Raw genomic sequence first — 19,034 nt, forward strand, 5'->3', positions numbered from 1 at the left:
CGCGGACCGCTCGGCGCTCGAGACGATCCGCGACGAGGTCCCCGGCGTGGCGTATTCATGCCGCCAGGGATTCTGCGGCACCTGTCGAACCAGGGTTCTCAGTGGCACCCCTGATCATCGGGACAACCGGCTCACCCCGCAGGAGCAGCAGAACGAGATGCTGATCTGCATCTCGCGTGCCGATGGCGGACGCGTCGTCGTCGATCTGTGAACCGCTAGAACGCGTAGGGACCGAATCGTCCCCACGCGACGAACACTGCGAGAAGAGCAAGCACCACCGGCACGATCGCCCCGCGGTAGTCCTTCAGCCGGGCATGGGCGACGGCCGCTCCGACCAGGACAATCGCCAGGCATACGGCGGACACCGGCACGAGGATCGTGGCGACATCGAACAAGGCCGGCAGAACCAGCCCGAGCGCCCCGAGGATCTCCGCCACAGCGAGGCCCTTGATCGCGACCGGACTGAATGCCTCCAACGCATGCAACCCCGAAGCGACCAGCTTCTCCTTCGGCTGCAGCTTCATGATTCCGACACCAAGGAACACAGCCGCGAGCACACCCGAGGCGATCCACAGGACACCATTCATGGTGATACTCCATCACGCGTCCGACGACCGAGTCCGATTGAGGTAGACAACTACTCGTGCGGGACCACACCCAGGCACCGATGATGGGCAGACCTGACCAACGTCCCGGGAGCGATCTCATGCCTCTGCATGCACACGACATCGACGACGTGCTCGACATCCTCGGCGGAATCGTCGCGGACACAACTCGGGACCGTGATCGCCGGGGCTACTTTGCTGCGATGTACCGCCAGGTCACCCTCGAAGTCCGCAACGGCATTGCGGTGGGACTTTTCGACGACGGCCCGCGGATGAGTGCCTTCGACGCCGCGTTCGCGAACCGCTATCTCACCGCCTACGAATCGAATCCGGCTCCGACGCGATCCTGGCGGGTGAGTTTCGACGCGATCGACAACTCTCCGATGATCGTTCTGCAGAATCTTCTGCTCTGCATCAATGCGCACATCAATCTCGATCTCGCGGTGGTGACCGGCACCCTGTTCCGCGGCGCAGAGCTCGCGGACTTCCGCGACGACTACGATCGGCTCAACGACATTCTCGCCGACCTGATCCCGAAGGTCCGCGACACGATCGGGGACTTCTCGCCACTGCTGGACATGTTGGGTCCGTTCGACGACGGGCTCGATCCGATCCTCGACTTCAGTATCGAAAAAGCCCGCGACAGTGCATGGTCGGCCGCGACACTCATCTCGTTGCAGAACGCGGACGCCCGAGAACTCCTGCTCCGTCACATCGACAAAGGCACCTCGCGCCTCGGCCGGCTGATCGCCCGACCCGTCGAGCCGGCAGCGACCTGGCTTCGGCTGATCCGGCGGACCGAGAGCAGGAACGTGCCCGCGATCATCACCGCGCTCGACGGGATCGTGCAATCCACCCCGATCTGAATCCGGATGGCCTGCCTACGAAGAGGTTTCGCGTAGCTGCCGCCGCAAGATCTTTCCGGTGGCGGCCTTGGGCACCTCGTACGCGGCAAGTCGTTCCTGGGTGAAAGCGATCAATTCGTCGGTGGTGACCGAGACATCGGCACGCAGGCTGACGAAGGCTTTCACGGTCTCCCATCGATACGAATCCGGCACTCCCACAACGGCAGCCCGTTCGACGCCCGTGATCCGAGGACGGCAATTCTCTTGGGCGCCCAGATAAATCAGTTGCGCTCGGATTCATCGTCGCGTTGCATTGCTGATGCCCACACCGATTCCGGGCCCACACCGATCTTCCGAAGGAGGACCCCCATGAAGCTGGCTGAAGCACTGGCCCGTCGCACCGATACGAGTCGGCGTATCGAACAGCTGCGTGCCCGCATCGCCGACAACGCGCGATTCCAGGAGGGTGAGCCACCCTCGGAGAACGCCGCAGACCTTCTGGCCGAGGCCGAGACCGCCCTGGGCGACCTCGAGTTGTTGATTCGAAAGATCAACGCCACCAACTCGGCGACGCCCTTGGGAGACGGCACCATCACCGACGCGCTGGCGCGGCGTGACGTACTGCGCCTGCGTCATGCGCTGATCACCGGTTCGGCGAACGCGGCGGCGGGCAAGAACCAGCAGTCCTACCGGCAACTCCGTTCGGAACTGATGTATGTGTCGGCGCTGACGGTTCGCCCCATGCGAGAGCGGGCAGACAAGCTGGCCAGAGAGCTCCGCGAGGTCGATCTGCAGATCCAGCAGGCCAACTGGACGACGGAACTGATCGACTAGAACCGTTCGACCGGTGCCGAACACCGAATGCAGCAGGTACCCGATGGCAAGGCGAGCACACACCGCGCGACGGCGGATCCGTCGCTTCCGGCGGTGCCGCGGGCGGCGCCGAGGGTTCGATTCCCTCATACACATCGCATGCCCAGCACACCGCACAGGTGAATGTGCAAGGCGCACAATGTATCACCACGTGCTGATTGCCATCGGGGAGGGCAGGGCAAGGGGATCTGCATTCAGGTAAGCGTCGGCGGGCTATCCTTCGACGGAGCGAAGGGAAGAGCATTGAACCTCGAAGATTTCCGACAGACCATTCAGAGTTCTGGGCCCGATGACTGGCGCGTGATCAAGCACCAGGGGCCGAGTTACCAGAACTGGTTCGACGGTTCTCTCACCTCTGACGGCTACCACATCGAGGTCAACAGCCACTACGCAACCGCCTCGTACAAGCCCGATATCGACATCACCATCGCCTGGGGCATGGGCCTGGATTTCGAGCACGTGGGTGACGCGAGCCACGCCCGCCGGTTCGAGTGGTCAAAGGTCTTCTCCGATAAAACAGTCAGGCTCTGTTTCGCCGACTTCTTCTGGCGTGGTGCACTCGTCGACCGGTTCAACTACGTGGTCGCCGACGGCGGCAAAGCCGTGCTGCCCTGGGCCCTGGAGATCCGCGGCCTCGCGACCACCAAACACGAATACGACACCGCCAAACTCATCCACCACCTGGGCGATCACGTCGAGGGTTTCGAGGAGTACTTCCGCCGGGTCGGTTTCACCATCGAGGGCTGCTAGCCCAACGTCTCGGCGAAACCCATCACGTCGATGATCAGGTCGGCGTCGGCCCGCATCGCCCGGATTCGGTCGGCGTTGACCTGATCCGGGCCGGTGGCCCACGCGGTCGCCGCATCTGCGTCCATGCCGAATCTGATGTGCCGGCCGATGATCCGCTCGATCCGGACCTCGGGCGGCGCCTCGACGAACCAGACCTCGTCGAGGATCGACCGAACCTGCGACCAAGGCTGATCGGCATCAAGCAGATAGTTGCCTTCGGTGATGACCACGGACAACTCTGCCGGCACGGGGATGGAGCCGGCGACCGCCTCCTCCATCCCGCGGACGTAATCAGGCGCGTACACAACGCCTTCCCGCCGATCGCGAAGGCGTCGCAGGAGGTGCACGTAACCGTCTGCGTCGAACGTGTCGATCGCACCTTTGCGGCCGGCCCGGCCCAGTCGCGCCAATTCGCGATTGGCCAGGTGAAAACCATCCATCGGCACCACAATCGCCGCCCCGTCCAGACGGTCCGCAAGAGCTGCGGACACCGTGCTCTTCCCGCTCCCCGGCTCCCCCACGATGCCGATGAGGACCCGATCGCCGCCCCGTCGCCGCCGATCTATCCGGTGAACCAGTTCCTCGATGTCCGCGACCGCGTGCACAGTCCTCCCGGCCCCGCTCTTTATCGGCGCCGGGCCAGCACCGGCAGCGCGTCATCTCGCCGCAGCGAGAAGAAGTACGGCGGCGCATCACGTTGATCCATCAGCCCGATGACGACGTCGTCGTTCACCTTCCGGAACACGTCATTGATGGGATGTGCGTCGTAGACCATCGTCGCCGAACCGACACCGCCGTACACGGTTGTTCGCAGCCGGGCCTTGGGCTTCCTGGTCCCCATCACCGGACGCGATGCCGCCACCAACCGGGCCACCGCACCCCCCTTCAGCGGCGGCAATGGCACCCGCATCAGCAGATTGAACGGCAGCCTGCGCGGATCGAGTGCCCACAGCGCCCGCCCGTCCGACGTCGGGAACAACAGCGGATGGACCGTTTCCGCGTCGACGAACTGCTTACCCCACCAACCGCTGGCGGCGAGCATCCCGTCCATTCGATGACCGGTCCGCAGCTCGGCCCGCTGCTCGGCAACGATCTTCTCTGCGATCGACATTCCGCCAATCTATCCAGTGCCCGGCGTATCCGGTACCCGGCCTACCGCCCGGCTTTCCCGGTCTGCTGCGACAGACCGGCAGGTAGGCTGGTTGATGTCCGGTTTGCGAACCCGAAAGGACGATCATGGAGATAGTTCTGGTCATTGCCGTCATCGCTGTTGTCGCCGGCATGATCGCGCTGTCGAGAAACCAGGGCTCCACGCGCCGCCGCCTCGAAGAGACCTCCCTGGCCGACGCGAAAGCCGATGCCCGCCAAGCCATCGAGCGGCTCGGCGGTCAGGTCTACAGCCTCATCGGTTCCAATGAACCGGCGAAATCGGCGATGTCCGACGCGTCCGAACGGTTCACCGCGGCCGGTTCGCAGATCGAACAGGCCACCACACCCAAACAGGCGCAGCTCGCGAAACAAACGGCGCTGGAGGGGCTCTACTACGTCCGCGCCGCGCGTCTGGCGATGGACATGGATCCCGGACCCGAGATCGCCACCCTCGACGGCCAGAAATCGTCCGGCGCCGTCACCGAGGACCGCGACATCGACTTCGAGGGACGCCAGGTCTCAGCATCGCCGAACCCGTCCGACAAGACACCCAACTATTACCCCGGCGGTCGCGTCGCCGGTCGTCCGGTGCCGGCGGGCTGGTACTCCGAACCGTGGTGGAAGCCGGCCCTGGTCGCCGGCGCCTGGGGTATCGGGTCGGTCCTCCTGTTCAACGCCATGTTCACCGGCATGGCCGGCGTCGGCTACGACAGCGCCTCATTCGAGAACGGGTACGGCGACGGCTACCAGGACGGTGTCGACGCCGGCCAGGGCGGGGACCAAGGCGGTGACTTCGGCGGCGATCAGGGCGGCGGAGACTACGGCGGCGGAGACTACGGCGGCGGAGACTACGGTGGCGGAGATTTCGGTGGCGGCGACTTCGGCGGCGGCGACTTCGGCGGGTTCTAGCGTCGGGGCACTATCCGAAGATCGACGTCAGCGCCGGAGCCACATCGTGGTGATCGCGGATCAGGCGGCATCGTCCTCGCCCGATGGTCGCGAGGTCCCGGCCCAGGTCGACGTCGTCCTCACCTGAGGTGTCGAGCAGGACATCCAACCGCGGCAGGCGTGAGGCGATCCCGCGCGGGTCAGGACCCGCATTGTGAACGCAGTCGCTCAGCAGCAGCACCCGCGCGTCGGCCGGTGGTACCCCGGCCAGTTCCCGCGCCGCAACCTCGAGTGCAAAGGCCACATTGGTCAACCCCTGCGTCGGCAACGTCAGCAACTGATCGAGTACCGTCTCGGCGCTGACCCGCTCGCCCAATCGGACCAGGATCGCGGCATCGGACCAAAAGGCCACCACCGCTACGTCATCACGGGCGAGTTCGCCCACCATCGCACCGACCGTGGCCGCCGCGGTACGTACCTGTTCGCCCTTGGTGGAGCCCGAGATGTCGACAACGAGAACGATCGAGCGCCGATTGCGGACCCGTTCCCGGACGAGGATGTCGTCGTCGGTGGGTAGAGGGTTACCCGCGATCGCCACCAGCGTCGCATCCAGGTCGATCTCGTCGGTGCCGCCGCGCCAGCGCATCGTCGTCAGCGTGCCGGTACTGGCCCGCCGTGCCCGGCGCTGTCTCATCGGCTGCGCCAGCGCCAATCGGCGAGCGATCTGTTTGGCGCGCCGCCGGCCGATCTCGTCGACAACGGGCGCCGACTCCGGCTCCACGAGATCCCCCTCGTCGTCGGTGGCACCCGGCGCCGACGATCCCGGCAACTGCATCGGCTTGCCCGGATCTGACCCCTTGGGAATCAACATGAAGCCGCCGCCACCGGCCGAGGGCTTCAACAGCGACGGTTCCTCGTCGAGAACCTTCGGTTTGCGGCGCAACGGCCGCATGTGCGCGCGATCCCGGCCGTGATCACTTTTCGACCGACGCGAGAGCGGGCTGTCGGCCGAGACTGCTCTTCAACCCGGTTCGGCGGCCGCCGGAAGCAGGACGAAGTGGTCCTGCCAGATCTCCTGCAACACCGCTTCGGGTGTCTCGAAAGCGGTGTCGTCCAGGTGAATGCGCCCCGACAACGCGACCAGCATGGCGTCGAGCATCACGTTTGTGTAGTCCTCGGGCAATCCCCGGGGCGGATCGATCGAGTCGACCTCCGGAAGCGTGACTCCCCGCATCTGAGCCAATTCCGACGCCAGCAGCGCAACGTCGATCGCACCGCGGACGCTGCTTCCCTGCCGGATGTCTTCGCGCTCACGGGTGGCCCTGGTGACCGCAACCGCATCGGCCGTCACTCGTGCCGAGTCGATCCCGGTTCGGCGTTTCACGATCTCGCGCTCGGCCGCGGCATCCTGGTAGGTCACCACCAAGCGGCACATCCGGTCGTGCACGGACGTCGACAACCGCGTGGTCCCGATGTTGTCGTACGGGTTCATCGACGCCACCACCCGGAAGGTGGGTAGCGCGGTCACGCTGCCCACCCGGGGAATGGTGATGACCCGTTCCGCCATGGCCGTGAGCAAGGTGTTGAGCGTGTCCTCGGGGGCCCGATTGAACTCTTCGATGTACAGGAATCCGCCGGTGCGCATCGCCTCGATGAGCGGGCCCTCGACGAAGTTGTCCGCCGAGTAGTCCTCGCGCAGCACACGCGCGGGATTGTGATGTCCCACAAGCCGACTCGGAGTCAGATCCGCGTTGCCTTCGACGAACACCAGCGGGATGTCCCACTCGGCGGTGATGGTGCCCAGCAACGTCGATTTCGAGGTTCCCGGGGGACCTTCCAACATCAGGTCGCGGCCGGCCGACACCGCGGCCAGAAGCAAGTCGACCTCTCGCTGCCGACCGACCACGCGGTCGGCGATCCTGGCCCGGATCTGAGCAGTTGCGGCCACATCTACGAGAGCTCTGGTCATGCCAACAATCTAGCCAACAACAAGCGGCGTACGCAGCGGACCGGCATCGCATTGCGCCGGGGTAAGTGACACTATGGCGCACAGCCATACCAATCGGGGGAATGTCATGGATCACGTCACGTTAGACAAGGGCGGTCGGCCCGCCATCACCAGTGCACGCAAACTCGCCGCTTCCGCACACAAACTGTTCATCGCGAAGGGTTTCGAACAAACCAGCGTCGAAGACATCGCCAGCGCTGTCGGGGTCAGTCGTCGAACGTTCTTCCGCTACTTCCCCACCAAGGCCGACGTTGTCTGGTTTGAATGTGATGCCGAGATAGGCCGCCTGAACACCTACCTCGCCGCGGATGAAGGAATCCTCCCCCCGCGGGAGGTCGTCGAGACCGCGATCATCGGGGCGCTGTCCTATCGTCCGGCCGACGAGGCGTGGGCCCGGCACCGTGCGCAGCTCGTTCTCACGGTGCCGGCAGTCCACACCCAGGCCGCCTTGCGCTACCGCAGAATCCACGAGTTCGTGATCGAGTTTCTGGCGCGGCGCGGCATCGTGCCCGAGGACGAAATGTTCGCCCTCACCTTTGCACACGGAACAACCGCCGCCATCATGGCCGCGCACGAACTCTGGATAGCGCATCCGGAAACCACGCTCGCACAATGCCTTCGATGCACGATCCGGCTGCTCGTTCCGGTAGATCCGTCAACAGACCGAACGGTTGCCCCGAGCTTTCCGCCTACCGCGGCGTCAGTCGGGTGAGCGTGCCGACAAAGCTCGTCGCATAGAGCGACGTGGCATCCCAGCCCGGTCCCGCCCCGAACTCGACGGCGGACACCAGCGGCACACCGTCGGCGATCACACACGAGGTGCTTGTGTCGGGGTCGATGCGAACCACGGATCCGGCTGCGTTGAGCGCCAGGTAAACAGCGCCATCCGGACCGACAGTCAGGTCGTCGGCGAGGTTGACCCACCCGATGCCCGGCAGCTCGATGGTCTGCACCGGCTTGCCCGACCGGACGTCGATGGCGACCACCGTGGTGACACTGCTCAATAGCGTTGATGTCCACAACAATTCACGGGTGCTATCCCAGGCGAGACCGTTGGTCGAGGTGACCGATGGGGCGAGGGTCTTTTTCGAGCCGGTGTCCGGATCGATCACGGTCAACGTGGTGGAGGCACCCAGATCGCGGCTGACGACCAGCCGGCCATCCGGCAGTACGGCCAAACCGTTGGGCATGGTCAATCCCTCGACCACGGTGTCCACCTCTCCGGTAGCCGGGTCCAGTGCCTCGATCGTTCCGTCCGCGGTGTCGAACAGCCCTGCTGTGGCGGAGTTTCCGGTGGTGAAGTAACTGACTTCGTCGGTGGCGACGATTCCACCGGGGCTTGTCATGTCGGGCGCCACGACGGATTTGTTGCCGGCCGCACCGAGCTGGTGGATCGCACCCGGCCCGACAAAGCTGCCTTCGGAGAGCAACAGGTTGCCCCGGCCGTCGAAGCCCAGGTTCTCCAGCTGCCCGTAGCCGGAGGCGACAACGGTCTTCGACCACGTGCCACACGAATCCGAGACGGTCGAAGGGCTTCGGACCGACGGCAACGTGTCCGCTGTCGCTGTCGGCGCGACGAAGAACACGCTCCCCACAGCGATCGCGACGGCGGTGACCGTCGGTCCCAGCTGTGACGCCATCGGCTTTGACCTCATCGGTGGAATCATGCCCACGATCGGGCACGCGCGACACCCGTTCGTGACCGGGATCACACACTTTGCATTGCTGATGGGCTGACCTGCCACGGGCCTGCGCACCCCCCGGCGACCCCCCGCTTTTGATCACGGATAGATAACGGATAGTCGAACATCCTCGGGTAGCGTCGGCGCGGACTCGACGGGCGAAGGCCCACACAAAGGAGGTTCGACGCCTTGGGTAAGCACTCGGCACCGAGAAGAAAGTTGCGCTCACCGTACGCTTTGGCCGCACTCGTCCCCGTCGGACTGGTCAGTGCCGTAGCCGCTGCGCACGCAGGTCAGCAACTGACCACGGAACCGACCAAGCAGGTCGCCGAGCCCGCACCCGAGAGCGCGCAGACCCCCGCACCCACCACCCCGGCTGCGACACCCGCGATCACACCCGTCGTCGCGCCCGTCACCGCCGAACCGGCACCGGCGCCTGCCCCGGCACCCGAGGTGCTCCCCGAGAGCGTGACCAGCGGCCAGATTCCCCGGATCAACTACGAGGCGTATTACGCCGCCGGATCCAAGCTCGCCCAGGAACTACCGGGCTGCGGTATCTCGTGGAAGCTGATCGCCGGGATCGGCCGGGTCGAATCGACCCATGCCAACAACGGCAAGGCCGACCCGACGGGCGTCCTCGAAGTACCCATTCTCGGCCCGGTGCTGGACGGCAGCCTGGCCGGAAACAACGTCATCCACGACACCGACGGCGGCGAACTCGACGGGGATCCCCACTTCGACCGCGCGGTGGGGCCGATGCAGTTCCTTCCGGAGACCTGGAAGCACTATGCCGAAGACGGCAACGGCGACGGGGTCACCGACCCGCAGAACCTCTTCGATGCAGCGCTCACCACCGGCCGCTACCTCTGCGACGGCAACCTCGACCTCCGGGATTCTTCCCAGGTGACCAAGGCGGTCCTGCGCTACAACAACTCGATGGACTACGTCTCCAAGGTGCGCGGCTGGGCCGACGGGTACTAGATCCGCGGCACCAGAGTCCCGACGGGCACCAGAGTCACTGGAGTCCCGACGGCGCAGCAGGCGTGGCAGCCGTGCGCGGCAGGGTCATCAGCGTGATGAGGCTGACGACGATGAGCAGGATCGCACCGACAACCAGGAACGTCTTGATCGCGACGCCCGGCAGGAAGAGCACCACGATCCCGGCGATGAGTGAGATGACGCCGGCCACGATGAGGAACCATTTGGGTGCGTAGTGGGCCCCGCTGATGCCGGCGACAATCTCCTGGATTCCCTGGATGATCCACGAGAGACCGATCACGATGGCCAGCAGGACCAGTGATTCGGCCGGGTTGAACAGGCACAGGATGCCGGCGAACAAGATGATTGCGCCCATCACCCCGAGGAAGGCCCGCAGCCCGGTGGGCAACAACTTTGCCGAAAAAGCCATGGTCAGGCGATAGATGCCGGTGAAGATCAGGGTGATTCCGAAGAGCAGGGCCACCACGACCAGCGTCGGCTCCGGCCAGATGAGGGCCACCACACCGATGACGATCCCGATGACCGCGGTGGTGATGAGCCCGGCGCGCACCGCGTTGCGCAGCTGATCGGGAAAAGGCTGAGACACAACATTATTCGTCATGGATGGAACTTACCCTGAGAAACGCCTGGTGGCGTGGCAATTCAGGGCAGCATTTTGCCGTCCGGCCGGAGTCCGGCGAGGAAGATCGTGAGGACTCGCTGGGTCAGCGCCGTCACCGACGTGGTGCCCGCCACCATCGGATCGGCGGCAAGCGCCGGCTGGGGCCGGGAGATCATGGCCAGTCCGGCAAAGAAGTCGAGTGCGGTCAGGTCCTCCCGCACAACACCTTTGGCCTTGGCACGGTCGATGACCTCCCCCACCATCACCAGATTTGCCCGACGCTCGGCGATCAGGTGCTCCGGGAGAACGTCGATGTCGCGCACGATGATCGGAATCAAGGCGCCCAGCCGCAACGACACGAACATCGAGCTGAGCTGCGCCAGCGCATGCCCAGGGTCGGCATCCACCTCGCCCAGGAGCACCTCGAGCGTCCGGCGCGAGCGGGTCAACCCGTCTTCCATCAACGCGACTTTCAGATCTGCTCGCGTGGGGAAGTTCCGGTAGAGCGTTGCGATGCCGACCCCGGCACGTTCGGCAATCGATTCGAGCGGGACGTCATAACCGAGGTCCGCGAACATCTCCCGTCCGGCCTCCAGCAATCTGGTCCGCCGTTCCACCGCATCTGCCCTCATCTGCACGCCCCTCTCGCCGACACCCTTGACAGCGTACCTCCATCCGGAGGATTATCCTCCATATAAGTGGAGGGAAAACCTCCGAATCTATGAGGAGGCCCCCATGAACCGCAAGATCGTAGGTGCGATGATCGGGCTGGCCGGTGTCCTGACACTGGTCTCACTGGCGTTTGTCCTGCCGATGAAACACTCAGGCGCACACGACCTTCCGATCGGCGTCGCCGGCCCTGCCGCAGCAACCGCGCATATCGAGACCCAATTGCGGGCGCAGCCCGAGGACGCGTTCGACTTCCACCGGTACGATTCGGCCGACGACGTGCGCAACGGCATCGAAGAACGAGAGATCGTCGGCGGCATCGCTGTCGAGACCACCGGCCCGACGATGTTTGTGACATCGGCCGGCGGAGCACAGGTCGCCCAGACCCTGCGCGGTGTCGCAACCGCGATGTCGGCGGCGAGCAGCACACCGGTCGCGGTCGAGGACGTGGTGCCCACCACCACCGACGATCCGCAGGGCGCCGGCATCGCCGGGCTCGCACTGCCGCTCGTGCTCGGCGGCATCATTCCCGCCGTCGTCTTCGGCCGACTGCTCCCGGGCAAGTTCCTCCGGCAGGGCGGCGCCGCGGTCGGCATGGCAGTGCTCACCGGATTCGCACTCGGGCTGATCCTGCGGTTCGGCGTCGGCACCATCGACAGCAATGTGATCGCGGTGTCACTCGGAATCGCGCTCGGGATGTCGGCGATCAGCCTGACGCTGCTCGGACTCGCGGGCAATTTCGGGATGATCGGATTCGGCGCCGGTGCGGTCATCATGATGATCGTCGGCAATCCACTCTCCGGCATCGCGACGACCGCCTACTGGCTTCCGTCCGGATGGGCCGAGCTCGGCCAGTTGTTGCCACCGGGCGCTTCCGGAACGCTCCTTCGATCACTCGCGTTCTTCGGCGGGCACGGCGGCGGCAGCGCGTTCATCGTGTTGCTGGTGTGGTCGGTGGCGGGTACGGGCCTGCTGGCCCTGGCACAGAAACGATCCCCAGCCGGCGCCGCCGAGACATCCGGCGTCCGCACCGCGGCCGACGCCTGAGTCTCATCAGAGCCAAGAAAAGCGAGCCGTCGCTCGGTAAAGTTGACCGAAAGGAATCAACCAAGGACAACTGATGCCCGTTCGGCACGATCAACTCACCCAAATCGACAGCGGAACATACGCATTCATGCACCTGCCCGGTGGATGGGGGCAGACCAACACCGGTTTGGTGGTGGGCAACGACGCGTCGATGGTGATCGATACGGTCTGGGATCGGCCGCGGGCACAGGCAAACATCGAAGCGTGGTCCTCGGTCAGTGACGCCCCGATCACCGAAGCGGTGAACACCCACTCTGACGGTGATCACTGGTGGGGCAACAACACACTTCCCGAGTCCGCACGCATCACCACGTCCGCGACCGCGCTGATCGCGATGAAAGAAGACACCCCGCCCGGAGCGGTCGGCGCGTTTGCGGCGATCGGCAGACTTGCCCGGCCGATACCCGGTCCGGCCGGGTATCTCGGCGGCTACATGCATCAGGTGACCGGTGGCGCCGACCTGCCCCGACGACTCCCCCGCCTGCCCGACCACACCTTCGCCGACACCGAGGACATCGAGGTCGGGGGCCGCGTCGCCCGTCTGCGCAACTTCGGACCCGCGCACACACCCGGCGACCTCATCGTTCATGTTCACGACGCCGGTGTCGTCTTCACCGGCGACCTGCTGTTCATCGGAGCCACCCCGGTGATCTGGCATGGGCCGCTGGAGAATTGGATATCCGCGATCGACCATCTTCTGCAACTCGACGCCGGGACCTACGTCCCCGGACACGGCCCGACCTGCGGCCGTGCCGAGATCCAGCTGCTCCGTGACTACTGGGTGTGGTTGTCTCAGGCGGGCCGCGCCCAGCACTCCGCAGGCGTTACCCCACTGGCCGCCGCCCGGACATTGGTCCGGACACCCGAGTTCGCGCCGTTCGCCCAGTGGGGTTCACCCGAACGAATCGTGCTGAATCTCAGCACTCTTTACCGATTGTTCGAGGGCGCGGAGCCAGCACCACCGACCTTCGCCCGCCGGGCCAAGGCCTTCGCCGATGCCGGCAGACTCCAACGCGACATGCTGTCATGAAGATCCGCCGTCTCCCCGACCCCGCCTCGCTGGCCGTCCTGCACGAGCCCTCGAACCAGTGGATCAGTCTGCGCGCCGCCCTGGCCGCCCATCCGAAACTCAAGAGCCTCACCCACCTGCAGTCGAACCTGCTGGCACTACTCGCCGCCGGCGAACAGTCCAGGGCCAAGATCGTCGACGTGGTCGACCAGGCCGCCGGCGAGGGCATCGGCATCGCCACAGATCCACCGCCGGCCATCCCTTATTACCCGAGCTCGCTCCGTTGCTTCCTCGGGTGGGAGGAGCACTGGATCAACGCCGCACACGGTCTCGTCCAGCGTAATCTGCCCATCAGCCGGCCCGTCATCCGCACCTATGAACGCTTGACGCGCAAGGTTTTTCCACTCTTGCGTCCAGGCGCCGCGTTCTACGATCACCCCGTCTACTACACCGGCAACCACCTGACGGTGATCGGAGACGGTGAACCGATGCCCTGGCCCAGTTACACAGGCGAACTCGACTTCGAACTCGAGTTCGGCATGATCATCGCCCACCCCGTTCGCGACGCGACCCCTGAGAAGGCCGCCGCGGCGATCGGCGGATTTGTGGTGTTCAACGACTTCAGCGCCCGCGACGTGCAGTGGGACGAGCAACGTCGCGGGGTGTTCGGGCCGGTGGTGAAGACCAAAACCTTTGGCAGCTCGATCGGTTCGGTGGTGGTGACCGCCGACGAGGTCCTGCCCAAGATCGATCAGCTCACCGCATCGGTTCGCGTCAACGGTGAACTGTGGTCGTCCACCGGGACACACGGTTTGCGCTACCACCCGGGCGAGGTTGTCGCCTACGCCAGCCAGTCGGAGAACCTGCACTCCGGCGAACTGATCACCTCCGGCACCCTACCGTCAGGCTGCGGTCTCGAACTCGACCGCTGGATCCGTCCCGGCGACGAGGTGACGCTGGCGATCGACGGGATCGGATCGGTGACCAACACGGTCGCCGAACCCGGCTGACCGGCACACGAGCTACTCGGGCAGCCAGTGCCGTCCGCGTGACCGAGGTGACTCTTCGATGACCGCGACATCGACAATGTCGTCGGTGTCATCAGCCTCGCCCGCCCCTGGTTTGGTGGACAGCATCACCGCCACCGCGGTGGTCAGCGGCACCGAGAGCGCAATCGCGATACCGCCGACAAAGCTGCGGGCGAGTTCGATCGCGACCAGTTCGGTCGTCATCAACGTCCCGAAGGTCTGACCGGACACCGAGAACAGCAACAGCAGCGGAAGTGTGCTGCCCGCGTACGCGAACACCAGGGTGTACACGGTGCTGGCGATGTGGTCGCGGCCCACGCGCATCGCCGCGGCAAAGGTCTGCAGCCGATTGCCACCATCTGCCGCCGACAGTTCGAACACCGCCGACGCCTGGGTGATGGTCACGTCGTTGAGCACACCGAGCGCTCCGATGATGAATCCCGCCAACAGGATTCCGTTGAGCGAGATCGCGTTGTTGTAGATCTGCAGATTGGTTGTCTGCTCCTGGGAGAAGCCCGTGATGTGCATCGTCTCGATCGCCAGCCACGACAGGAAGCCCGCCAACAGAAGTGACGCCAATGTTCCCAGCAACGCCGCGCTGGTCCGCAGACTCACCCCGTGGGCCAGATAGATGACCACGAACAGGATGGCCGCCGACGACACGATCGCGACAGCAACCGGCGACTGTCCGTCCAGCATCGCAGGCAGCGTGAACCCGAAGAGCATCGCGAACGCGAAGACCAGTCCGATCACCGACCGCAGGCCCCGCCAGGCCGCCACCAGAACGATCGCGACGACAAACACCAACGCCCAGACGATGATCGAGGTCGAACGGCCGTAGTCGAAGAACGAATATGTGTCGGCGCCGTCGACACCGGCCGACCGCGACAGCTTGATGTTGTCGCCGACCTTCAGGTCCGGTTGTCCGGGTAGGGGCTTGGCGAGCTGCTCCGGTGTGAGTTCGTCGCTGCCCGAGTCCTGTTCGATGCCGGCGTCCACCCGGTGGGTGGCGACCTCGATCAACGTGTTCGCGCCCTCGTTGGGACCCGACGTCAGCCCCACTGTGCTCTGGATGCACGGGCCGTCCTTCACCGACTGCACCGCCGCGTCGCCCGCGAACACCTGCCCGGCCTGCTTGTTGAGGCAGGCAGCGGTGGCCTGCGCGACCACCTGTCCGCTCTCGATCTGGATTGAACCGCCGCCGACCGACTGGAAGTTCACCGGGATGCCGTGGTCCCGGTCGCCCGGCCACAAGAGCACCAGCCCGAGTACAACCGCCACAGCGGACGCGACCAACAGTCCGACGACCACCCTCGCGACGTTCGGATGGAGATCCACCGGGCCAAGGTGATGGTGGTGATGCTGATGCGGCTCGTCACGACCGGAGGGAGGGCTCACTCCGCCGACAATATCGTGACCGGGGCGTCGGACGGATATCTGCGATTCGCCACAGTCCGGCATCCGATGCGCGAGAGTGGAAGTTGTGCTCGACGAAATGCAACGAGAAGCCACCGAGCTCTTCGAGGCCGGAGAATACGAACACGCCCTTGCGGAATTCTCGGTTCTGCGAGAAATCCGATGCCGCCGCGAAGGCCCCTATTCACTGAAATGCCTGTCGAACCTCCATGACGTCATCCGATGTCAGGTGCGGCTCGGGCTGTGGGCCGAATGCGAACCACAGTGCCGCGACCTGCTCGCGAAGTACACGTTCACGCACGGCCCGATCGATCCCGACACCCTCGATGTCACCGAACACATGGCTCGAACCCTCGACGCCCTCGGCCGGCCCGATGAAGCCGCCGGGCTGTGCGAACGCGCCGCCGACCTGCTGACGGCCGACGGTCAGCACCGCAAAGCGCTCTCCTTCCGCGACGCCGCGGTCCGCTATCAGGCCGAGATTTCCAAACCCGCCGCTCACTGACCCCGGCACCCCCGCGGGCCGGGCCCTAGACGCCGCCGACCGTGCCCTTCCGACCGCTGACCGTGCCGTTGCCGCGACCGCGACCTGATGACTGTGGCCCGGTCGACGAGTTCCAAGGCCTGGTCGACGGAGTTGGTGCAGGATTGGGATCGGTGCTTAGATACAAGTTGTGTCTAAGCAGTTGTCGGCGTCCGAGCGCGCATACCACCAGGTGAAAGGCCAGATCCTGGCCGGAACCCTGGCCGGCGGCGAGCTGATCAGCGAGGGCGAGATCGCGACGACCCTGGGAACGTCCCGCACTCCGGTCCGCGAAGCGTTCCTGCGCCTCGAGGCGCAGGGCTGGATGAAGCTCTATCCGAAGCGCGGAGCCCTGATCGTGCCGGTCCCGGTGAACGAGGCCGAGCACGTGATCACCGCACGCTTTGTGGTCGAGACCGCCGCCGTGCAGATCCTGACCACGGGCGATCGAAGCGCCCTGGTGGCCGAACTCCGCGCTGCACTCGACCGGCAAAGCACCCACGCCGAGGCCGGTGAGGTCGATGAGTTCACGATCGCCGACGCCGAATTCCATCGCATGTTCGTCGAGGCCGCCGGAAATCCGTTGCTGACCGGCTTCTACGACACACTTCGCGACCGTCAGCTACGCATGACGAGTACCTCCGTGCAACGTGACCGCGCACAGATGCAGCGGATCATATCCCACCACACCGAACTCGCCGATCTGATCGATGCCGGCGACGCACCCGGATTCGCGAAGTCGCTGGCAGGACATCTCGCGGCGGTCCACGACCTCCGGACACCGCTGCCCATCGACGGGTACCCGTCATGAGGGACTGGCACGGCGTCGCCGCTGCGATGTTCGCAATCGCCTGGGGCGGAAACGAATTCACGCCGCTACTGGTCTTCTACAAACACGAGTACGAGATGGCCGGTCCGACGGTCGACGTCCTGCTCTTCGCCTACGTGGTGGGCATGGTGCCCGCGCTGCTGATCGGCGGGCCGCTCTCCGATCGGTTCGGCCGCCGGCCTCTGATGCGGCCGGCCGCGTTTGTCGCCGCTGCCGGATCGATGGTCCTGGCCTGCGCCTCCGACTCGGTGCCACTGCTCACGGTCGGCCGCATCCTCAGTGGCATCGCCATCGGGCTGGCGATGGCGGTCGGCACCAGCTGGATCAAAGAACTCTCCAGCCCGCCCTGGGGGCCCGCCGAGTCCGGCAATGGCGCCCGCCGGGCGGCCATGAGTCTGACCGCCGGTTTCGGTATCGGCGCGGCCTTCGCCGGGACGATGGCCCAGTGGGGCCCGTGGCCACACGCGTCGTCGTACGTGGTGAACACGGTGACCTGCCTGGTCGCCGCGGCCTGGATGTGGTCGGTGCAGGAAACGCGGCGACCCGCAGCAACCAAGACCCGGCTCCTGCACGATCTGCAGATCCCATCGCTGCGCGATCGACGTTTCCTGATGGTGGTGGTCCCGTTGGCGCCCTGGGTGTTCGGTGCTGCCATCGGCTGCCAGGCGATCCTCCCCACCCTGATCGCACCCGAGGTCGACGCCGCTCCGATGGCGTTCGCCGCGCTCATCTCTGCGGTGACGTTGACCTGTGGCTTCACCATCCAGTCGGCCGGGCGGCGGATCGACCGACCCGATTCGGCCCGGGCCAGCCAGGTGGCGCTGTTCCTGATGATCGTCGGGATGGGCGCGGCCGCACTGGCCGCGGCGTTGTTGACCATCTGGGCCGTTCTACTCGCCGCGGTGGTCCTGGGTGCCGGCTACGGCATCGCGCTGGTCGCCGGCCTCTCCGAAGTGCAGCGGATCGCCGGCCCCCGCGACCTCGCCGGACTCACCGCGGTCTACTACGCACTCACCTACCTCGGGTTCGCGATCCCCGCGACCCTCGCCTACCTGCATGAATACATCCCGGCGATGACGTACCCCTGGATGTTCGGATTCGGTGCCGTCGCCGCGGCACTCACCCTGGCGGCGATCACCCGCCAATCGCGCCGGAACCTGCCGGCCTCTCGCCCCGACACCCAGGACGCCGGCGTCACCGCAGGTCTGCCACTATCGAATGGTGTCTGACCTCAGCTACTACACCCAGGGCGCCGACGGCTTCACGCTGATCCCCACCTCGTGGGCGCGCAGCGTCTGGGACCCCAACGCATTGAACGGTCCGGCTGTATGCGCTGCCGCGGCCCACGCTCTCGAACGCGACTTCTCCGACCCCGACTTCGTCCCGTCACGCCTCACGATCGACATGTTCAAGTCGGCACGCAACGCACCCACGGTGATCAATACCCGGAAGGTCAGGTCCGGCCACCGGATCGTCGTCGCCGATGCCGAGGTGATGCAGGACGACACGATGGTCGCCCGCGCATCCATCGTGTTCCTGCGCCGATCGGCACCGCCTCCCGGAAACGAGTGGCGCCCCGAGACAACATTCACCCCACCGGAACATGCTTTCGACAACAAACCTCGCTTTCCGTACATGAACACAGACGGAAACGAGTGGACCCAGAGCATCGGAGGCCACCAGAACGTCGCCCGCAAGCGCGCCTGGAGCACCGGGATGGCAGTGCTTCCCGGTGAACCGTGCTCGCCGTTTGTCCACGCCGTGCAGTCCGCGGAGTCGACCAGCCTGGTCACCAATCTGGGCACCGAGGGCATCGGCTACATCAACTGCGACCTCACCATGGCGTTGTCCCGGATACCCGAGGGCCACGAGCTCGGGATCGAGGCCGACACCCACATCACGGCGGACGGGATCTCCGTCGGAACCGCAACCCTGTATGACCGGAAAGGTCCGTACGGAACCGGTATGGTCACCGCTGTCAGCAATCCGGCGGCGCAGATCGACTTCTCGGCGCGCAAGGGACTGTTGTAAGACG

23 protein-coding genes and 1 pseudogene are annotated in these 19,034 nt (G+C 65.4%); 14 read left to right on the forward strand and 10 right to left on the reverse strand.

Annotation, left to right across the window (positions count from 1 at the left end; genetic code table 11):
• On the forward strand, positions 1-211 hold a 211-nt coding region (locus tag VIQ49_RS22730), incomplete at its 5' end, for a 2Fe-2S iron-sulfur cluster binding domain-containing protein (RefSeq protein ID WP_331888860.1).
• A 4-nt stretch (positions 212-215) separates the two neighbouring features.
• Here the strand turns inward: VIQ49_RS22730 and VIQ49_RS22735 are convergent.
• Positions 216-587, reverse strand: coding sequence for a DoxX family protein (locus tag VIQ49_RS22735; RefSeq protein ID WP_331888861.1), 372 nt, complete (start codon positions 585-587; stop codon positions 216-218).
• Positions 588-706: 119 nt separating this feature from the next.
• Between VIQ49_RS22735 and VIQ49_RS22740 the strand changes: the two genes are divergently transcribed.
• The gene (locus VIQ49_RS22740; protein ID WP_331888862.1) at positions 707-1,471 is read left to right on the forward strand and encodes a DUF5995 family protein; all 765 of its coding nucleotides are present in this window, start codon (positions 707-709) and stop codon (positions 1,469-1,471) included.
• 15 nt (positions 1,472-1,486) lie between these two features.
• On the opposite strand, the pseudogene VIQ49_RS22745 reads toward VIQ49_RS22740, so the two are convergent.
• Positions 1,487-1,687: pseudogene (locus tag VIQ49_RS22745) on the reverse strand (AMP-binding enzyme); the annotation flags it as partial.
• A gap of 132 nt (positions 1,688-1,819) precedes the next feature.
• Here VIQ49_RS22745 and VIQ49_RS22750 point away from each other — a divergent pair.
• Both VIQ49_RS22750 and VIQ49_RS22755 read left to right on the forward strand, forming a co-directional pair.
• A complete protein-coding gene (locus tag VIQ49_RS22750) occupies positions 1,820-2,284 on the forward strand; it encodes a DIP1984 family protein (RefSeq protein ID WP_331888863.1) in 465 nt (154 codons plus the stop codon).
• A 339-nt stretch (positions 2,285-2,623) separates the two neighbouring features.
• A complete protein-coding gene (locus VIQ49_RS22755) occupies positions 2,624-3,073 on the forward strand; it encodes a hypothetical protein (RefSeq protein WP_331888864.1) in 450 nt (149 codons plus the stop codon).
• Here VIQ49_RS22755 and VIQ49_RS22760 read toward each other — a convergent pair.
• Positions 3,070-3,717 carry a nucleoside/nucleotide kinase family protein gene (locus VIQ49_RS22760; protein ID WP_331888865.1) on the reverse strand — a complete coding sequence of 216 codons (648 nt, stop codon included), beginning with the start codon at positions 3,715-3,717 and terminating at the stop codon, positions 3,070-3,072. The genes VIQ49_RS22755 and VIQ49_RS22760 overlap by 4 nt on opposite strands.
• Positions 3,718-3,737: 20 nt before the next feature.
• The gene (locus VIQ49_RS22765; RefSeq protein ID WP_331888866.1) at positions 3,738-4,223 is read right to left on the reverse strand and encodes a DUF4334 domain-containing protein; all 486 of its coding nucleotides are present in this window, start codon (positions 4,221-4,223) and stop codon (positions 3,738-3,740) included.
• 125 nt (positions 4,224-4,348) lie between these two features.
• On the opposite strand from VIQ49_RS22765, the gene VIQ49_RS22770 reads away from it, so the two are divergent.
• Positions 4,349-5,170 (forward strand): DUF1542 domain-containing protein, encoded by an 822-nt coding sequence (locus tag VIQ49_RS22770; protein WP_331888867.1) that lies wholly within the window; start codon positions 4,349-4,351, stop codon positions 5,168-5,170.
• A gap of 10 nt (positions 5,171-5,180) precedes the next feature.
• On the opposite strand, the gene VIQ49_RS22775 is transcribed toward VIQ49_RS22770, so the two are convergent.
• Positions 5,181-6,101 carry a vWA domain-containing protein gene (locus tag VIQ49_RS22775; RefSeq protein ID WP_331888868.1) on the reverse strand — a complete coding sequence of 307 codons (921 nt, stop codon included), beginning with the start codon at positions 6,099-6,101 and terminating at the stop codon, positions 5,181-5,183.
• 69 nt (positions 6,102-6,170) lie between these two features.
• Positions 6,171-7,118, reverse strand: coding sequence for a MoxR family ATPase (locus VIQ49_RS22780; protein ID WP_331888869.1), 948 nt, complete (start codon positions 7,116-7,118; stop codon positions 6,171-6,173).
• Between the two features lie 106 nt (positions 7,119-7,224).
• Between VIQ49_RS22780 and VIQ49_RS22785 the strand changes: the two genes are divergently transcribed.
• Positions 7,225-7,869: a TetR family transcriptional regulator gene (locus VIQ49_RS22785; RefSeq protein ID WP_331888870.1), complete on the forward strand. Its 645-nt coding sequence runs from the start codon at positions 7,225-7,227 to the stop codon at positions 7,867-7,869.
• Here VIQ49_RS22785 and VIQ49_RS22790 read toward each other — a convergent pair.
• Positions 7,847-8,812: an SMP-30/gluconolactonase/LRE family protein gene (locus VIQ49_RS22790; RefSeq protein ID WP_331888871.1), complete on the reverse strand. Its 966-nt coding sequence runs from the start codon at positions 8,810-8,812 to the stop codon at positions 7,847-7,849. The genes VIQ49_RS22785 and VIQ49_RS22790 overlap by 23 nt on opposite strands.
• Positions 8,813-9,028: 216 nt before the next feature.
• Here VIQ49_RS22790 and VIQ49_RS22795 point away from each other — a divergent pair, with 216 nt between their 5' ends.
• Entirely contained in the window at positions 9,029-9,820 is a 792-nt protein-coding gene (locus tag VIQ49_RS22795) for a lytic transglycosylase domain-containing protein (protein WP_331888872.1), read from the forward strand.
• Positions 9,821-9,854: 34 nt separating this feature from the next.
• Here the strand turns inward: VIQ49_RS22795 and VIQ49_RS22800 are convergent, their stop codons facing one another.
• Together VIQ49_RS22800 and VIQ49_RS22805 are read right to left on the reverse strand one after the other, a co-directional pair.
• Positions 9,855-10,439, reverse strand: a complete 585-nt coding sequence (locus VIQ49_RS22800; protein WP_331888873.1) for an HdeD family acid-resistance protein — start codon at positions 10,437-10,439, stop codon at positions 9,855-9,857.
• A 41-nt stretch (positions 10,440-10,480) separates the two neighbouring features.
• Complete coding sequence (locus tag VIQ49_RS22805) at positions 10,481-11,071, reverse strand: TetR/AcrR family transcriptional regulator (RefSeq protein ID WP_331888874.1); 591 nt, start codon at positions 11,069-11,071, stop codon at positions 10,481-10,483.
• Between the two features lie 103 nt (positions 11,072-11,174).
• On the opposite strand from VIQ49_RS22805, the gene VIQ49_RS22810 reads away from it, so the two are divergent.
• The 3 genes from VIQ49_RS22810 to VIQ49_RS22820 all read left to right on the forward strand — a co-directional run bounded on the left by VIQ49_RS22810 (position 11,175) and on the right by VIQ49_RS22820 (position 14,213).
• Positions 11,175-12,155, forward strand: coding sequence for an ABC transporter permease (locus VIQ49_RS22810; protein WP_331888875.1), 981 nt, complete (start codon positions 11,175-11,177; stop codon positions 12,153-12,155).
• A gap of 73 nt (positions 12,156-12,228) precedes the next feature.
• Entirely contained in the window at positions 12,229-13,224 is a 996-nt protein-coding gene (locus VIQ49_RS22815; protein WP_331888876.1) for an MBL fold metallo-hydrolase, read from the forward strand.
• Complete coding sequence (locus VIQ49_RS22820; RefSeq protein WP_331888877.1) at positions 13,221-14,213, forward strand: fumarylacetoacetate hydrolase family protein; 993 nt, start codon at positions 13,221-13,223, stop codon at positions 14,211-14,213. The genes VIQ49_RS22815 and VIQ49_RS22820 overlap by 4 nt, the downstream gene beginning before the upstream one ends.
• A gap of 12 nt (positions 14,214-14,225) precedes the next feature.
• On the opposite strand, the gene VIQ49_RS22825 is transcribed toward VIQ49_RS22820, so the two are convergent.
• Positions 14,226-15,629 carry a YibE/F family protein gene (locus VIQ49_RS22825; protein WP_414731694.1) on the reverse strand — a complete coding sequence of 468 codons (1,404 nt, stop codon included), beginning with the start codon at positions 15,627-15,629 and terminating at the stop codon, positions 14,226-14,228.
• A gap of 85 nt (positions 15,630-15,714) precedes the next feature.
• Between VIQ49_RS22825 and VIQ49_RS22830 the strand changes: the two genes are divergently transcribed.
• From VIQ49_RS22830 to VIQ49_RS22845, 4 genes are all read left to right on the forward strand, one after another.
• Complete coding sequence (locus VIQ49_RS22830) at positions 15,715-16,152, forward strand: hypothetical protein (RefSeq protein WP_331888878.1); 438 nt, start codon at positions 15,715-15,717, stop codon at positions 16,150-16,152.
• 169 nt (positions 16,153-16,321) lie between these two features.
• Entirely contained in the window at positions 16,322-16,981 is a 660-nt protein-coding gene (locus VIQ49_RS22835; protein WP_331888879.1) for a GntR family transcriptional regulator, read from the forward strand.
• A complete protein-coding gene (locus VIQ49_RS22840; protein ID WP_331888880.1) occupies positions 16,978-18,228 on the forward strand; it encodes an MFS transporter in 1,251 nt (416 codons plus the stop codon). Before VIQ49_RS22835 ends, VIQ49_RS22840 begins: the two co-directional genes overlap by 4 nt.
• A complete protein-coding gene (locus tag VIQ49_RS22845) occupies positions 18,218-19,030 on the forward strand; it encodes an acyl-CoA thioesterase domain-containing protein (protein ID WP_414731695.1) in 813 nt (270 codons plus the stop codon). Before VIQ49_RS22840 ends, VIQ49_RS22845 begins: the two co-directional genes overlap by 11 nt.
• The last annotated feature ends 4 nt before the right edge of the window (positions 19,031-19,034 follow it).

It is taken from the genome of Williamsia sp. (genome assembly GCF_036566845.1).
Classification (GTDB): Bacteria; Actinomycetota; Actinomycetes; order Mycobacteriales; family Mycobacteriaceae; genus Williamsia.

Bases quoted from the DNA above. Each gene is read 5' to 3' on its own strand.
- VIQ49_RS22735 (WP_331888861.1), bottom strand. From the start codon at position 587: ATGAATGGTGTCCTGTGGATCGCCTCGGGTGTGCTCGCGGCTGTGTTC.
- VIQ49_RS22740 (WP_331888862.1), top strand. From the start codon at position 707: ATGCCTCTGCATGCACACGACATCGACGACGTGCTCGACATCCTCGGC.
- VIQ49_RS22750 (WP_331888863.1), top strand. From the start codon at position 1,820: ATGAAGCTGGCTGAAGCACTGGCCCGTCGCACCGATACGAGTCGGCGT.
- VIQ49_RS22765 (WP_331888866.1), bottom strand. From the start codon at position 4,223: ATGTCGATCGCAGAGAAGATCGTTGCCGAGCAGCGGGCCGAGCTGCGG.
- VIQ49_RS22770 (WP_331888867.1), top strand. From the start codon at position 4,349: ATGGAGATAGTTCTGGTCATTGCCGTCATCGCTGTTGTCGCCGGCATG.
- VIQ49_RS22775 (WP_331888868.1), bottom strand. From the start codon at position 6,101: ATGCGGCCGTTGCGCCGCAAACCGAAGGTTCTCGACGAGGAACCGTCG.
- VIQ49_RS22780 (WP_331888869.1), bottom strand. From the start codon at position 7,118: ATGACCAGAGCTCTCGTAGATGTGGCCGCAACTGCTCAGATCCGGGCC.
- VIQ49_RS22785 (WP_331888870.1), top strand. From the start codon at position 7,225: ATGGATCACGTCACGTTAGACAAGGGCGGTCGGCCCGCCATCACCAGT.
- VIQ49_RS22790 (WP_331888871.1), bottom strand. From the start codon at position 8,812: ATGAGGTCAAAGCCGATGGCGTCACAGCTGGGACCGACGGTCACCGCC.
- VIQ49_RS22800 (WP_331888873.1), bottom strand. From the start codon at position 10,439: ATGACGAATAATGTTGTGTCTCAGCCTTTTCCCGATCAGCTGCGCAAC.
- VIQ49_RS22805 (WP_331888874.1), bottom strand. From the start codon at position 11,071: ATGAGGGCAGATGCGGTGGAACGGCGGACCAGATTGCTGGAGGCCGGA.
- VIQ49_RS22810 (WP_331888875.1), top strand. From the start codon at position 11,175: ATGAACCGCAAGATCGTAGGTGCGATGATCGGGCTGGCCGGTGTCCTG.
- VIQ49_RS22815 (WP_331888876.1), top strand. From the start codon at position 12,229: ATGCCCGTTCGGCACGATCAACTCACCCAAATCGACAGCGGAACATAC.
- VIQ49_RS22820 (WP_331888877.1), top strand. From the start codon at position 13,221: ATGAAGATCCGCCGTCTCCCCGACCCCGCCTCGCTGGCCGTCCTGCAC.
- VIQ49_RS22840 (WP_331888880.1), top strand. From the start codon at position 16,978: ATGAGGGACTGGCACGGCGTCGCCGCTGCGATGTTCGCAATCGCCTGG.
- VIQ49_RS22845 (WP_414731695.1), top strand. From the start codon at position 18,218: ATGGTGTCTGACCTCAGCTACTACACCCAGGGCGCCGACGGCTTCACG.